General features: G+C 68.0%; 16 protein-coding genes. 4 read left to right on the top strand and 12 right to left on the bottom strand.

Annotated features, from left to right (window positions below):
- Positions 1–66: 66 nt before the first annotated feature.
- Both ACT009_RS12150 and hisC read right to left on the bottom strand, forming a co-directional pair.
- Positions 67–972 carry a prephenate/arogenate dehydrogenase family protein gene (locus ACT009_RS12150; protein WP_445191336.1) on the bottom strand — a complete coding sequence of 302 codons (906 nt, stop codon included), beginning with the start codon at positions 970–972 and terminating at the stop codon, positions 67–69.
- Positions 972–2,066 (bottom strand): histidinol-phosphate transaminase, encoded by a 1,095-nt coding sequence (gene hisC, locus ACT009_RS12145; protein WP_445191335.1) that lies wholly within the window; start codon positions 2,064–2,066, stop codon positions 972–974. The genes ACT009_RS12150 and hisC overlap by 1 nt, the downstream gene beginning before the upstream one ends.
- Positions 2,067–2,181: 115 nt before the next feature.
- Between hisC and metX the strand changes: the two genes are divergently transcribed.
- The 3 genes from metX to ACT009_RS12130 are packed head-to-tail and all read left to right on the top strand — an operon-like array spanning position 2,182 to position 4,363.
- Positions 2,182–3,327, top strand: coding sequence for a homoserine O-acetyltransferase MetX (gene metX, locus ACT009_RS12140; protein ID WP_445191334.1), 1,146 nt, complete (start codon positions 2,182–2,184; stop codon positions 3,325–3,327).
- Entirely contained in the window at positions 3,324–3,914 is a 591-nt protein-coding gene (gene metW, locus ACT009_RS12135) for a methionine biosynthesis protein MetW (protein WP_445191333.1), read from the top strand. Before metX ends, metW begins: the two co-directional genes overlap by 4 nt.
- Positions 3,915–3,967: 53 nt before the next feature.
- Positions 3,968–4,363: a response regulator gene (locus ACT009_RS12130; protein WP_445191332.1), complete on the top strand. Its 396-nt coding sequence runs from the start codon at positions 3,968–3,970 to the stop codon at positions 4,361–4,363.
- Between the two features lie 5 nt (positions 4,364–4,368).
- On the opposite strand, the gene ACT009_RS12125 is transcribed toward ACT009_RS12130, so the two are convergent.
- The 6 genes from ACT009_RS12125 to ACT009_RS12100 all read right to left on the bottom strand — a co-directional run bounded on the left by ACT009_RS12125 (position 4,369) and on the right by ACT009_RS12100 (position 10,363).
- Positions 4,369–5,868 (bottom strand): sensor histidine kinase, encoded by a 1,500-nt coding sequence (locus ACT009_RS12125; RefSeq protein WP_445194081.1) that lies wholly within the window; start codon positions 5,866–5,868, stop codon positions 4,369–4,371.
- A gap of 68 nt (positions 5,869–5,936) precedes the next feature.
- Positions 5,937–6,509, bottom strand: a complete 573-nt coding sequence (gene ssb / locus ACT009_RS12120) for a single-stranded DNA-binding protein (RefSeq protein WP_445191331.1) — start codon at positions 6,507–6,509, stop codon at positions 5,937–5,939.
- A 10-nt stretch (positions 6,510–6,519) separates the two neighbouring features.
- A complete protein-coding gene (gene feoB, locus ACT009_RS12115) occupies positions 6,520–8,391 on the bottom strand; it encodes a ferrous iron transporter B (RefSeq protein ID WP_445191330.1) in 1,872 nt (623 codons plus the stop codon).
- Between the two features lies 1 nt (position 8,392).
- Entirely contained in the window at positions 8,393–8,665 is a 273-nt protein-coding gene (locus ACT009_RS12110; RefSeq protein ID WP_445191329.1) for a FeoA family protein, read from the bottom strand.
- A 67-nt stretch (positions 8,666–8,732) separates the two neighbouring features.
- Positions 8,733–9,386, bottom strand: a complete 654-nt coding sequence (locus ACT009_RS12105) for a COQ9 family protein (protein WP_445191328.1) — start codon at positions 9,384–9,386, stop codon at positions 8,733–8,735.
- Complete coding sequence (locus tag ACT009_RS12100; protein ID WP_445191327.1) at positions 9,383–10,363, bottom strand: DMT family transporter; 981 nt, start codon at positions 10,361–10,363, stop codon at positions 9,383–9,385. The genes ACT009_RS12105 and ACT009_RS12100 overlap by 4 nt, the downstream gene beginning before the upstream one ends.
- A 70-nt stretch (positions 10,364–10,433) precedes the next feature.
- On the opposite strand from ACT009_RS12100, the gene ACT009_RS12095 reads away from it, so the two are divergent.
- Positions 10,434–11,525, top strand: coding sequence for an alkene reductase (locus ACT009_RS12095; RefSeq protein ID WP_445191326.1), 1,092 nt, complete (start codon positions 10,434–10,436; stop codon positions 11,523–11,525).
- Positions 11,526–11,630: 105 nt separating this feature from the next.
- Here the strand turns inward: ACT009_RS12095 and ACT009_RS12090 are convergent, their stop codons facing one another.
- The 4 genes from ACT009_RS12090 to ACT009_RS12075 form a co-directional block, all read right to left on the bottom strand.
- Positions 11,631–13,049 carry an ammonium transporter gene (locus ACT009_RS12090; protein WP_445191325.1) on the bottom strand — a complete coding sequence of 473 codons (1,419 nt, stop codon included), beginning with the start codon at positions 13,047–13,049 and terminating at the stop codon, positions 11,631–11,633.
- An 11-nt stretch (positions 13,050–13,060) separates the two neighbouring features.
- Positions 13,061–13,399 (bottom strand): P-II family nitrogen regulator, encoded by a 339-nt coding sequence (locus ACT009_RS12085; RefSeq protein ID WP_017980283.1) that lies wholly within the window; start codon positions 13,397–13,399, stop codon positions 13,061–13,063.
- 140 nt (positions 13,400–13,539) lie between these two features.
- Positions 13,540–13,743: a putative signal transducing protein gene (locus ACT009_RS12080; protein ID WP_445191324.1), complete on the bottom strand. Its 204-nt coding sequence runs from the start codon at positions 13,741–13,743 to the stop codon at positions 13,540–13,542.
- A complete protein-coding gene (locus tag ACT009_RS12075; protein ID WP_445191323.1) occupies positions 13,740–14,288 on the bottom strand; it encodes a pyridoxamine 5'-phosphate oxidase family protein in 549 nt (182 codons plus the stop codon). Before ACT009_RS12075 ends, ACT009_RS12080 begins: the two co-directional genes overlap by 4 nt.
- Positions 14,289–14,412 lie beyond the last annotated feature (124 nt).

Genomic DNA, 14,412 nt, shown 5'->3' with positions numbered 1-14,412 from the left:
CACCCCTCCGTCTGGCTGACGCCAGCCACCTCCCCTTACAGGGTAGGACTACGAGGACCTCCCTATTCAGTGCGTACGCCCGAAATCGGGCGCGGCGTCGTCCTGGCCCTGTTCGATGATCGAGCGGCGGATCGCGCGGGTGCGGGTGAAGAGGTCGAACAACTGGTCGCCGTCGCCCCAGCGGATCGCGCGTTGCAGCATCGTCACGTCCTCGGTCAGCCGCTGGAGGATCTCGAGCACCGCTTCCCGATTGTTGAGGAAGACGTCGCGCCACATCACCGGGTCCGACGCCGCGATCCGGGTGAAATCGCGGAAACCGCCCGCGGAAAATTTGATGACCTCGCTCTGCGTCACCTCTTCGAGATCGCTGGCGGTGCCGACGATCGAATAGGCGATCAGATGCGGCACGTGGCTGGTCACCGCGAGCACCAGATCGTGATGACGCGGGGTCATGATCTCGACCTGCGCGCCGAGTGCCTCCCAGAAGGCGCGGAGCCGGAACACCGGCGCCTCGGGCGTGGCTTCCTCGGGCGTGAGGATGCACCAGCGGCCGCGGAACAGCGTCGCGAAGCCGGCCTCGGGCCCGCTATTCTCGGTCCCGGCGACCGGGTGGCCCGGCACGATCGTCGCGTCCGGCAACACCGCGCGAAGGGCGACGAGCACGCTGCCCTTCGATCCGCCGACATCGCTGATGATCGCGTCGGCGGGCAGGTCGTCCGCGAACTCTGCCGCGACCACGCCCATCGCCCCCACCGGCACGCACAGCATGACCAGATCGGCGTCGATCACCGCGGCACCCGCGCTGTCGGCGATGTCGTCGGCGAGATCGATCCGGTCGGCGATCGCGCGCACCGCGGGATCGGCGTCGTAGCCGGTGATCCGGACGGTCGGCATCGTTGCCCGCACCGCGCGAGCGATGGAGGAGCCGATCAGGCCCAGGCCGATGATCGTGACACGCGCGAACGGCAGCATCAGCCGGCGCGCTCGACCTCGGTGCGGAGCACGTCGGCGACCTCGCGCATCTCCGCCTCGCTGCCGATCGTGATCCGCAGACCGTGCGGCAGCCCCTGCCCGGGCAGCCAGCGGGTCGCGTAGCCCGCGGTCATCAAGGCCTTGTACGCGGCCTCTGCGGTCAGCGCGCCTGCGAACAGCACGAGCACGAAATTGGCCTTGCTCGGCACCGCGCGCAGGCCGGGCAGCGCATCGACCTGCGCGCTGAACCATTCCCGCCATTCGCGATTGTGGCTGCGGCTGCGTTCGACGAACTCGGCATCGCCGAGCGCCGCGGTCGCCGCCGCCTGCGCCCCGATGCTGAACGCGAACGGCGCCCGGATGCGGTGCATCGCGCCGATGATCTCGGGCGAGGCATAGCCCCAGCCGACCCGCTCCGACGCCAGCCCGAAGATCTTGGAGAAGGTCCGCGTCACCAGCACGTTGGGCTGGGTACGCGCGAGCTCCAGCGCGCCATCGTCGTCCTCGGCCTCGAGATATTCGGTATAGGCCTGGTCGAGCACCAGCAGCACCGAGCTCGGCAGCCCGGCATGCAGCCGCGCGATCTCGGCGCGGGTCGAATAGGTGCCGGTCGGGTTGTTCGGGTTGGCGACGAACACCACCCGCGTCTGCTCGGTGACCGCCGCGAGGATCGCGTCGACATCGGTCGCATAGTCGTGGTCCGCGACGACGACCGGGATCGCCCCGACGCGGCGGGTCGCGATCTCGTAGACCGCGAAGCCGTAGCGGACATGGATGATCTCGTCGCCGGCGCCCGCGAAGGTCCCCGCGGCGAGGTGCAGCACCTCGTCGGATCCGGTGCCGTAGATCAGCCGGTCCGCCTCGACCCCATAATGCGCGGCGAGTGCGGCACGGAGGTCGACCGCGGCGGCATCGGGATAGCGTTCCAGGTGCGTGGCGGCGTCGCGATAGGCGGCACGCGCGACGTCGGGGGTGCCGAACGGGTTCTCGTTCGACGACAGCTTGACGACCTTGCGGCCATCTTCGCTGGTGGAGCGGCCGGGCACGTAGGGCGCGATGCCCATGATCCATGGCTTGGGAGCGGGTGCGGTCATGCCGGCGCGTGTACGCCCCGCGTGCGCGCGTTGACAAGCTGGGCGATCGCCCGTGGCCGGCGCGCGTCCGCCGCCGCCATTGCCCGCGACCGCACCGCGCATTAGGGCGGCAGCGATGTCGGATGATCAGCGCTTCGGCCTGTCGCGCCACGTGACGCTGCCGGGGCCGTTACGCCTCGACGGTGGCGTGCTGCTGTCGCCGGTCGAGATCGCGTACGAGACCTATGGCACGCTCGATGCCGACGCCGGCAATGCGGTGCTGATCTGCCATGCGTTGACCGGCGACCAGCATGTCGCGTCGGCGCACCCGCGGACCGGCAAGCCCGGCTGGTGGGCGCGGATGGTTGGGCCGGGCAAGCCGATCGACCCGGCGCATCATTTCGTGATCTGCGCCAACGTCCTCGGCAGCTGCATGGGCAGCTCGGGACCCGCCTCGACCAACCCTGCGACCACGCTTCCCTGGGCGATGGCGTTTCCGGTGATCACGATCCGCGACATGGTGCGCGCGCAGGCGATGCTGCTCGATCATCTCGGCATCGCGCGTCTGCACGCCGTGGTCGGCGGATCGATGGGCGGGATGCAGGCGCTGAGCTGGCCCGCGACCTTCCCCGAGCGGATCGATGCGGTCGTCGTGATCGCCTCCACCGCGCGCCACACCGCGCAGAACATCGCGTTCCACGAGGTCGGCCGTCAGGCGGTGATGGCCGATCCGAAATGGCGCGGCGGCGACTATTATGCGGACGCCGACGGTGGCGACGGCGATCCCCCCGCCGCAGGCCTCGCGGTGGCTCGGATGGCTGCGCACATCACCTATCTGTCCGAAGCCGGGCTGACCGAAAAGTTCGGCCGCCGCCTGCAGGCGCGCGGCGACGGGCCCGGCGCCAAGAGCTTCGGCTTCGACGCCGATTTCCAGGTGGAGAGCTATCTCCGCCACCAGGGACTGAGCTTCGTCGACCGGTTCGACGCCAATTCCTACCTCTACATCACCCGGGCGATGGATTATTTCGATCTCGCCGAGGAACATGGCGGCCTGCTCGCCAACGCCTTCCGCGCATCGCGCGCGCGCTTCTGCCTGGTCAGCTTCGACACCGACTGGCTCTACCCCACTGCCGAATCACGCACCGTCGTCCGTGCGCTCAACGCCGCCGGCGCGCCGGTCAGCTTCGTCGAACTGTCGAGTCCCTATGGACACGACGCCTTCCTCCTCGACGTCCCCGATCTCAATCGGGTGATCGACGGCTTCATGAAGGGCGGCACGTGACCGACCTCCGCCCCGATCTCGCAATCATCGCGCAGCATGTCGCGCGCGACAGCCATATCCTCGATATCGGCTGCGGCGACGGCCAGTTGATGGCGGCGCTGCGCGACGACCGCGGCTGCGACGCGCGGGGGCTCGAGCTCCTGCCGGGCAACGTCGCGGCGGCGGTGGCGCGGGGGCTCTCGGTGATCCAGGGCGACGCCGACGTCGATCTCGCCGACTATCCCGATCAGAGCTTCGACTATGCGATCCTCAGCCAGACGCTGCAGACCGCGCATGCGCCCGATGCGGTGCTCGACCAGCTGCTGCGGATCGGGCGGCGTGCCTTCGTCAGCTTCCCCAATTTCGCGCATTGGCGGGTGCGGCTGTCGTTGATGTGGGGCGGACGGATGCCGGTGACGCGGCAATTGCCCGAGCGGTGGTACGACACGCCGAACATCCATCACGTCACGATCGACGATTTCCGAGCCTTTCTGAAGGAGCGGTCGGTGACGGTCGAGGCGGCGTGGTTCCTGTCGGGCGACAAGCGCACCGGTGCGGCGGCGGCGAACCTGCTAGCCGAGCACGCGGTGTTTCTGCTGCGGCGGTGAGGAACCTTCGGGCTTGACGCAGGTTAATGCCGCGAACACCGCAAGGATCCCGTGTGCCGAAGACCGCCCTGATCGTCGAAGACGAGATTTTCGTCGCGCTCGACCTAGAACGGATCTTGACCGATGCGGGATACAGCGTCGCCGCGATCGCCGCGGACAGCGCCAGCGCGATCGACGCGGCGCCGAACGTGTCCTTCGCCTTTGTCGACGTCAATCTGCGCGACGGGCCGACCGGCCCGGGCATCGCCGAACGGATGGCGCGCGATTTCGGGGTGAAGGTGGTGTTCGTCACCGCCAACCCGGCGCAGATCGGCCCCGAGAGCGCGTGCGCGTTGGGCTATATCCGCAAGCCGTTCAGCGAAGCCGCGATCCTTGCCGCAGCGTCGCTCGCCAGCACCGGCGAGATGATCGACAGCTTCGGCGATCTGGTGATGGTCCAGCAGCGCTGACCGGCTCAGGTTCGGCTGAGCGCGCCGCCCGGCATATCGATCGTCATCGTCAGCCCCGCCGGCTGCCAATCGCGCGTGATCCTGCCGCCGAGCTGCCGCACCGCGCTCATCTCGATCAACTGGCTGCCGAAGCCGACCGCTCCCGACGGCTCGGCTACCGGTGGGCCGCCACGCTCCTGCCAAACGATCGTGACGCGATCGTCGGTGCGGCCGACCCGGATCTCGATTCGTCCGGCCTCGTTGGACAGCGCGCCATATTTGGTCGCGTTGGTTGCAAGCTCGTGGAACAGCAGCGCGAGCGGGGTCGCGGATCGGTCGTCGATCTCGATATCGTCGCCGCTGACGACCAACCGCTCGCCATTATTGCGCTGATAGGGTGCGAACAGCTCGCCGAGTAGGCCGTCGAGACTGTCCTGACGGGCGGCGGGCAGGGAGTTGGGGCTGTGCGGGCGCACGAAATCATGCGCACGGCCGAGCGCGGTGATCCGGTCGCGCAGGTCGCTCGCCAGCGGCGCGAAATCGGGGCGGCTGCGTGCCGCGAAGCCGATCAGGCCGGAGATCACCGCGAAGATATTCTTGATCCGGTGCGACAATTCCTGGCTGATCACCTCGCGCTGTTCGAGCGCGAGCTTCTGTTCGTGGATGTCGGTACAGGTCCCGAACCAGCGCACGATCGCGCCGCGGTCGTCGCGAATCGCGAGCGCGCGGCCGAGCACCCAGCGATAGGTGCCGTCGACGTGACGCAGGCGATATTCGATCTGGTAGGGCTCGCCGGTGTCGAGGCTGTGCCGCCAGATCGCCCAGGCGCGCTCGCGATCGTCGGCGTGGAAGATGTCGTTCCACCCCGCGCCATCGGTGCTGCCCGCGGGCACCCCGGTGAATTCGTACCAGCGCGCGTTGTAGTAATCGTGATAGCCGTCGGGGAGGGTCGACCAGACCATCTGCGGCATCGTGTCGGCAAGAGCGCGGAACCGATCCTCGCTATCGCGCAGCACCCGGCGCTGCGCATTCTCGGCATCGCGCCACGCCGCCGCGTCGCGGCTGTCGCGCAGCCGGGTCATGACGTCCGCGGCGAGCGTCACCAGCCCCTGGTGCTGGAGCGGTGTCAGCCCCGCGCGCGGCTTGCTGTCGATCACGCACAGCGAGCCGAGCGGCATGCCGTCGTCGCCGATCAGCGGCGCGCCAGCATAGAAGCGGATGTTCATCTCACCGGTGACCAGCGGATTGTCTGCGAAGCGCGGATCGCGCGTCGCGTCGGGGACGACCATTACATCGGGTTCGAGCATCGCATGCGCGCAGAACGAGGTCTCACGCGGGGTGCTGTCGACGTCGAGCCCGGTGCGCGCGAGGAACGTCTGCTGGCGCTCTTCGACCAGCGTCACCAGCGCGATCGGCACCTCGCACAGCGCCGCCGCGAACGCGGTGATCCGGCGCAGCGCTTCGCTGTTGCGCAGCGAGTCGAGCTCATAGGCTTCGATCGCGGCGTTGCGGGCCTGCTCGTCGATCTGCCAGCCGCGCGGACCCGCGGCCGGTTCGGCGAGCGTTACCCTGTCGTCGAGACGCTCCGCCACCCTCAGAACGGCACGTCGTCGTCGAGATCGTCCGCGAAGCCGCCGCCACCGCCGCCGCCCTGGCCGAAGCCGCCAGCACCACCGCCCGCACCGCCACGGGGCGCGCCACCGCCGCCGCCGTAACCGCCACGACCACCGCCGCTGCCGCCACCGCTCTCCGCACCCCAATCGTCGCCGCCGCGACCGCCGCCACCGCCGCCGCCACTAGCCCCGCCGGCACCGGGAGCGCCGTCGAGCATCGTCAGGACGCTGTTGAAGCCCTGCAGCACGATCTCGGTCGAATATTTGTCCTGGCCCTGCGCGTCCTGCCACTTACGTGTCGACAGCGCGCCTTCGATATAGACCTTGCTGCCCTTGCGCAGATAGCGTTCGGCGACGTTGGCCAGGCCTTCGTTGAAGATCGCGACCGAATGCCATTCGGTCTTCTCCTTGCGCTCGCCGCTGTTCTTGTCCTTCCAGCTTTCCGACGTCGCGATGCGCAGGTTGACCACCTTGCCGCCGTTCTGGAACGTCTTGCTTTCGGGATCGCGGCCGAGGTTGCCGACGATGATGACCTTGTTGACGCTGCCTGCCATGTGAGCCTCTTCAGAGGCCGGCGAGGACCGCCAGCCAGTAGGTGATGCCGGCCATGATGTAGGCGGCAACGAACAAATAGCCAACCATGAAGGCGGGCCAGCGCCAGCCGTTGGTCTCACGACGGGTCACTGCGATCGTGGAGATGCATTGCGGCGCGAACACGAACCACATCAGAAAGGCGAGCGCGGTCGGGAGCGACCAGCGACCGCGCAGATTGTCGGTCATCGCCCGCCCGCCGCGGGCACTGGTCGGGTCGTCGCCTTTCAGATCCAGCGCATAGACCGTCCCGATCGCCGCCACCGCCACCTCGCGCGCGGCCATCGCCGGGATCAGCGCGAGCACGATGTCGCGGTTGAAGCCGATCGGCGCGAACGCCGGCGCGATGCCGTTGGCGATCCGGCCCGCGACCGAATAGTCGACGGCGGAGACGCGGCTGTCGGCGGGGGGCTTGGGAAAGCTCAGCAACGCCCACAGGATCACCGTCGACAGCAGGATGATCGTGCCCGCGCGCTTCAGGAAGATCTCGGCGCGGCTCCACAGCCCGATCAACACGTCGCGCAGCTGCGGCCATTGATATTTGGGCATCTCCATCATGAAGCCCGACGATGCGCCCTTCGTCACCGTCCGGCGCAGCACCAGCGCGGCGACGAACGCGCCGACGATCCCCATGACGTAGAGCCCGAGCATCACCAGCCCCTGCAGCCCGACGAAGCCGATCACCTGGCGTTCCGGAATGAACGCGCCGATGATCAGCGTGTAGACCGGCAGCCGCGCCGAACAGGTCATCAGTGGCGCGATCAGGATCGTGGTCAGGCGGTCGTTCTCGTCTTCGATCGTGCGGGTCGCCATGATCCCCGGCACTGCGCAGGCGAAGCTCGACAGCAACGGGATGAACGCGCGGCCGGACAGCCCGACGCTCGCCATCAGCCGGTCCATCAGGAACGCCGCGCGGACCATGTAGCCCGACGCCTCCAGCACCAGGATGAACAGGAACAGGATCAGGATCTGCGGCAGGAAGACGATCACCGCGCCGACCCCAGCGATCACGCCGTCGGTTAGCAGCGACCGCAGCACCGACGGAGCGAATTCATCGCGGATCGCGCCTTGCAGCCACGCGAAGCCTGCATCAAGCGCGTCGGCAGGCAGCGTCGCCCAGGTGAACACCGCCTGGAACATCAGGAACAGGATCGCGAGCAACATGAGCGGGCCCGCGACCGGGTGGAGCGCCACCGCATCGAACAGGTGGGTCCAGCGCCGCCGCGGGGTTTCGGCGATCGTCGCCGCGGCGGCGATGCCGCGCGCGCGCCGTTGCAGCGCCGCCATGCTCTCGCCCGGTAGGTCGCTCGGTCGGCGCGCCTGCCCGCCGCCACCGATCGCGGTGCCGAGCCGATCCTTCAGGCTGTCGAGCCCGCGCCGCCGCACCGCGACGGTCGCGACCACCGGCACCCCGAGTTCGCGTTCGAGGATCGCGGGGTCGAGCGTCAGCCCGTCGCGCTCGGCGAGATCGACCATGTTGAGCGCGACGATCACCGGCAGCCCGAGCGCGATCAGCTGGAGCGTGAAGCGCAGATGGTTGTCGAGATTGGCGGCATCCACGACGACGACCAGCGCATCGGGCAGTCGCTCGCCCGCCTGCGTGCCCATCAGCACGTCGCGGGTGACGCGTTCGTCTGGGCTGGACGGATCGAGGCTGTACGCGCCTGGGAGGTCGACCAGTTCGACGGGCCGGCCGTCGTCGAGCACCAGCCGGCCCGAATGGCGTTCCACGGTGACGCCGGGATAGTTGCCAACCTTCTGCCGCGCGCCGGTGAGCGCGTTGAACAGCGCGCTCTTGCCGGCATTGGGATTGCCGACGAGCGCGACCAGCGGCGCGGCGTTCATCCTATCCGGCGGCGGGGGCGACGTGGATCGCGCCGGCGACGACGCGGCGCAGCGCCACCGTCATCCGACCGATCCGGCAGGCGATCGGGCCGCTGCCGAGCGTCGCGCGGTGCAGCACCTCGACCGCGACCCCCTCGTCGAAGCCGAGTTCGCGAAGCCGCCGCGCCTCGGGATCCGCAAGCCGCGCCCAATCGATCGACGCGACCACGCCGCTCTGGCGGCGCGGGAGCGATTCGAGGCTGAGGGCGGGGACGATGCGTCGCGACATATCCATGATGCGACTGATTATCAGTAACTGATGGCGGCGGATAGCGGAATCTTGCCCTGCCTGATCGATGCCGTCAGATCGCGGGATAGCGTAGTCGCCCGATGAAACGAGAGAGGCTCGGACGATGTTCGAAGCGCTTGATGAAGCCGCCCTTCGCCTTTTCGAATCGCATGATGCCGTCGATCCGCCGCGCCCGGAAGGCACTGGTGTCGGCGTGGCCTTCGCTGTCGTCGTCGAGGAAGACGGTGATCGTGGCGGCATAGACCGCGAACAGGATGCCGCGCTTGGTATAATGATTATAGTCGGTCGCGGTGTCCCCGGCCCGCGCCCAGATCAGGTCGACGGTGCGCCAGCCGAGCGCCGCGCCGCGGCGTGCGTTCTGCGGCATCGCCAGGATCGATACCGCCCGGCGCAGCGATTCGCGCAGCGGTGCGGCGGCATCGAGCCGCGCCTCGACCATCGCGCCGATCCGTTCGCGGATCTTCATCGTCGCCAGCCGATCGGCGGGCAGCACTTCGATCATCGCGGCGTCGATCGCGGCGAACCACGCGTCGATCATGTCGACCGCGCCACCCGGGAAGGCGAGCGCCGCGATGTCGCGATCGATCCCCGCCATCTCCGCCGCGAGGTCGCGCGCCGCGTCCCCCCACCCGTCGAACGCGGCATTGGCGGCGATATCGGCGGCGAGCCGCACACGGATTTCGTCGAGCGTCAGATCCTCGGTCATCGCGCCCGTTCCTGCTCCCTCGGCGGCGCGGGTGCAACCCGGCCGCGGCGAACCAGTACCAGCGCCGCTGCGACCAGCCCGGCGCCGACCAGATCGACCAGACCCAGCCGCTCGTTATATTCGATCCAGCCGAGCGCGCCGCCGACCATCGGCTGCACCAGCAACGCGATCCCGATCACCAGCGGCGGCAGCCGCCCGAGCGCGTAGATCATCAGCCCCTGGCCGACGATCTGGCTGACCAGCGCGAGCGCGATCAGCGGGGTCCAATCCTGCGGCACGATCCGCTCGCCCAGCAAAGCCGCGAAGACCAGCAGCGGCAGCGCACTCGCGATCGTCGACAGCGCCAGCGCGGGCAGCGGCGCCATGACGTCCCGCGCTCGCGACATCGCGATGAAGTACACCGCGTAGAGGATCCCGGCGAGCAGGCAGAGCAGGTCGCCCGCGAGGTGGCGAGGATCGACCTGGTACGATCGCCCGAGCAGCAGGCCTCCACCCGTCGCCGCCAGCAGCAGCGCCAGCGCCTGGATGCGGGTGGGCCAGGCGCGCGCTACGAGGAACCCGTAGATCGGGAAGATCAGGGTCGCCGAATTGCCGAACAGCGTCGCATTGCCCAGCGTGGTCCGCAGGATGCCGAGGTGCCAACTGGCGAGATCGGCGGCGAAGAAGACGCCGCCGCCGATCACCACCAGCCACAGCGCGGGGGCGAGCCGCGCCGGACGCGCGCCGCTCGCCAGCGCGAACGCGATCAATACGGGGATCGCCAGCGTGATCCGCCAGAAGCCCGCCGCGACCGGACCGGTGTCGGCGAGGCGGACGAACCATGGCCCGAATCCGAGCGCGATGTTGGCCAGGATTACCGCGACGAAGGCCGAGGCGGGCGGCGATGCGGGCAGCGGCTTTGTCAGCGACTCGGCGGGCGCGAGCACCGGGTCGCTTGCCGCGGCCACAGAAAAACTTGTCGTGATCGGCTCGTGCATGGCGCCCCTTAGCGCCCTATCTCGGCTGCGTCAGGCCACTGCCTCACCATTCGCAAGGAAACCAGTCTCCATGCCCAGCCTCTTCGACCCGATCGACCTCGGCGACCTTCACGCGCCCAACCGCATCCTGATGGCGCCGCTCACCCGCGGCCGTGCCGACAAGGACGCGGTGCCGACGTCGATCATGGTGGAATATTACGCGCAGCGCGCGAGTGCGGGGCTGATCATCAGCGAGGCCACCGGCATCAGCCGCGAAGGGCTGGGCTGGCCGTTCGCGCCGGGTTTGTGGACCGACGCGCAGGTCGAGGCATGGAAGCCGGTAACCGCCGCGGTGCACGCCGCCGGCGGGCGGATCGTCGCGCAATTGTGGCACATGGGTCGCCAGGTCCATTCGTCGGTGACCGGGGGCCAGCCGGTCTCGTCGTCCGCGACGGCGACCGCTGGGCAGGCGCATACCTATGAGGGCAAGCAGGATTTCGAGACCGCGCGCCCGCTCGAGTTGAACGAGATCCCGCGGCTGCTCGACGATTATGAGCTGGCGACGCGCAACGCGATCGCCGCCGGTTTCGACGGCGTCCAGATCCATGCCGCCAACGGCTATCTGATCGACGAATTCCTGCGCGACGGCGCCAATCACCGCGACGACGATTATGGCGGCGGCCCGGAGAACCGCATCCGCCTGCTCCGCGAGGTGACCGAGCGGGTGATTTCGGTCGCGGGTGCAGGGCGCACCAGCGTCCGCCTCTCGCCCAACGGCGATTCGCAGGGCGTCGACGACAGCGATCCGGCGTCGGTATTCGTGCCCGCCGCCAAGGCGTTGTCGGACCTCGGCATCGCCTTCCTCGAACTGCGCGAGCCCGGCCCCGACGGCACCTTCGGCAAGACCGACGTGCCCAAGCTCAGCCCGGCGATCCGCGAGGCTTTCACCGGCGTGTTGGTGCTGAACTCGGACTATACCACGGCGGCGGCGGCACAGGCCGCGATCGACGGGGGCGTCGCCGACGCGATCGCGTTCGGGCGTACTTTCCTCGCCAATCCGGACCTGCCCGAACGGCTCCGTCGCGACGCCCCCCTCAACGATAGCAACCCGCGGACCTGGTACAGCCAGGGGCCCGAAGGCTATGTCGACTATCCCGCGCTGGCCGAACAACAGGCTGCCTGACGCGGCACGCTCCGGACGAAAAAAGGCCCGGTGCGTTGCCGCACCGGGCTCAAGGTTGTCCGCAGGAGGAACGTCTTGGGGGGGCGGGCGCACCCGCCCCCGAACTCAGTAATTATAGGCGCGTTCGCCATGTTCGTTGATGTCGAGGCCCTCGCTCTCGACTTCGGCGGTCGGACGCAGGCCGATCGTCTTGTCGAGCAGGAAGAAGAGCGCGGCCGAGACCAAGCCGGACCACAGCAGCGTGATCCCCACTGCCTCGATCTGGGTGATCAGTTGGCCGGCCATGTCATACTTGCCAGCGACCGCCGGGGCGACGGTATAGTCGAACCAGCCCTGCCCGCCGAGCGCCGGATCGGCAACGATTGCGGTGCCGAGCGCGCCGAAGATGCCGCCGATGCAGTGCACGCCGAACACGTCGAGCGTGTCGTCGTAGCCGAGCTTGTTCTTCACCGTGGTGACGAAGAAGAAGCAGACCGGCGACACCAGCAGGCCGAGCACGATCGAGGTCATCGGTGCCGCGAAGCCCGAGGCCGGGGTGATCGCGACCAGCCCTGCGACCGCCCCGGTGGCGGCGCCGAGCAGCGACGGCTTCTTGTGGACGATCTGTTCGATCACTGCCCACGACACCGCTGCCGCGGCGGTCGCGACATAAGTGTTGATGAACGCGACCGCCGTGACGCCGTTCGATTCGAGGTTGGAGCCGGCGTTGAAGCCGAACCAGCCGACCCACAGCAGCGAGGTGCCGATCATCGTCATGGTCAGCGAATGCGGCGGCATAGGCTCCTTCTTGTAGCCGAGGCGACGACCCATCACCAGGCAGCCGGCGAGGCCCGCGATGCCCGCATTGATGTGGACCACGGTGCCGCCCGCGAAATCGAGCGCGCCCTTGCCGTAGAGGAAACCGTAGTCGCCCGGTTGGTTGGGGAGGAAATCCGGGCCCGCCCAGTACCAGACCATGTGCGCGATCGGAAAATAGACGATCGTCAGCCAGGCGACGACGAAGATGATCAGCGGGGTGAACTTCACCCGTTCCGCAAACGCGCCGACGATCAGCGCGGGCGTGATGCACGCGAAGGTCATCTGGAACACGATATAGGCATATTCGGGGATGTAGACGCCGTTGGAGAAGGTCGCCGCCAGCGTGGTCGCGTCGACACCCTTCAGGAACGCCTTGGACAGGCCGCCGACGAACGGATTGCCGCCGGTGAAGGCCATGCTGTAGCCCCAGCAGACCCAAACCAGACTGGCGACGCAGACGATCATCAGCACCTGCATTAGCACCGACAGCATGTTCTTGGTGCGCACGAGGCCGCCGTAGAACAGTGCCAGGCCGGGCACCGACATCATCAGCACCAGCGCCGACGAGATCAGCATCCAGGTGGTGTCGCCCTTGTTGACCATCGCCGCGGTCGGCACGAAGGGCGTCGCGGGCGCCGTCACAGCTCCCTGCGCCCAGGCGGGCAGGGCCGCGAAGGCGGCGGCGCCGAGCGCGAGAGCGCCGGCAATCTTGATCGCTTGCTTCATCTTAACCCCCCTCAGAGCGCCGAATCGTCGGTTTCGCCGGTGCGGATGCGCACCGCCTGGCCGACGTCGAGAACGAAGATCTTGCCGTCGCCGATCGCGCCGGTGTTCGCCGATGCCTGGATCGCCTCGACCACGCGGTCGGCGAGATCGGCGGCGCAGACCACCTCGATCTTGATCTTGGGCACCATGTTGGTGCTGTATTCGGCGCCGCGGTAGATCTCGGTCTGGCCCTTCTGCCGGCCGAACCCCTTAACCTCGGTGACTGTCATCCCCGCCACGCCCAATGTGGTGAGAGCTTCCCTCACCTCGTCGAGCTTGAACGGCTTGATGATCGCGATAACCAGCTTCATCGGCGCCCCCTTTCTTTTCCCGGGGGCCACATCGCAACGATCATGCCAGACGTGAAACGAAGAGCTTTGGCGGAGCCGCGATGCGCGCGAAGCAGATCGACGGCTACATTTTGGTGCACTGCATCGTTCCTGCCCGTTTTTCAGGCAGCGTCGGCGACGATCCTGCGCGCAACGTCCACGTCGTCCTCATCGACCATCACACGCACCGGGATCAGGAGGTAGCTGCCGTCGCCGATCGACGTCTCGCCGTCGAATGCGATCGCGTCGATCCCCTCGCTATCCAGCCGACCGACCAGAATATGCGCCTCGTTGCGGCTGAACCGTCCGAGTTCCACCAGGCTCATGCGGGTGCGACGGTGGGGTTGCGCACTGGCAGCCCGTCGATGCTGGTCGTGCGCACCGCGTATTTCGCGAACCGCGCCTCGTCCGCATGGGTTTGATGATAGCGACTGAGCGTCGTCCGCTCGCGTTCGAATGCCATGTACGGCACGCCCCACCCGCACGAGGTCTGCACCTGATCGATCGCGATCCGGAAGATCTGACGTGTCCCCGGCAACAGCGTGAAACAGGCGGCGAGATCGTCCCACTCCGCGTCCTGCGGCAGTACCGGCGTCCCGTGCCCATAGAGGCGGAAGATCAACGCAGGATTGTCGAAGGCGCAGAACATGATCGTGATGCGGCCGTCGGCGATCAGGTGAGCGTTGGTCTCGTTCCCCGATCCCGCCACGTCGAGATAGGCCACGGTGCGATCATCCAGCACCCGGAAGCTGTCCATGCCCTTGGGGCTGAGATTGATCCGCGTTCCTTCCGCCGCGGTCGCGACGAAGAACACCGGCTGCTTCGCGATGAAGGCGCGGTGATCGGGGTTCAGGGCGGGGAAGAATTCCATGAAAGCCTCGTGTTGACCGGCAGCATTCATGCGCACAGCTCATGCGCATGAACCACGTTCCAGTATCACCTTCGCGCCGCCGTGCCGTCAACGTGTCGCTCGACGAGGCAACCGTAATGACGGC

This window comes from Sphingomonas sp. Tas61C01, from assembly GCF_052567495.1.
This window is presented reverse-complemented; position numbering and strand designations above follow the sequence as displayed.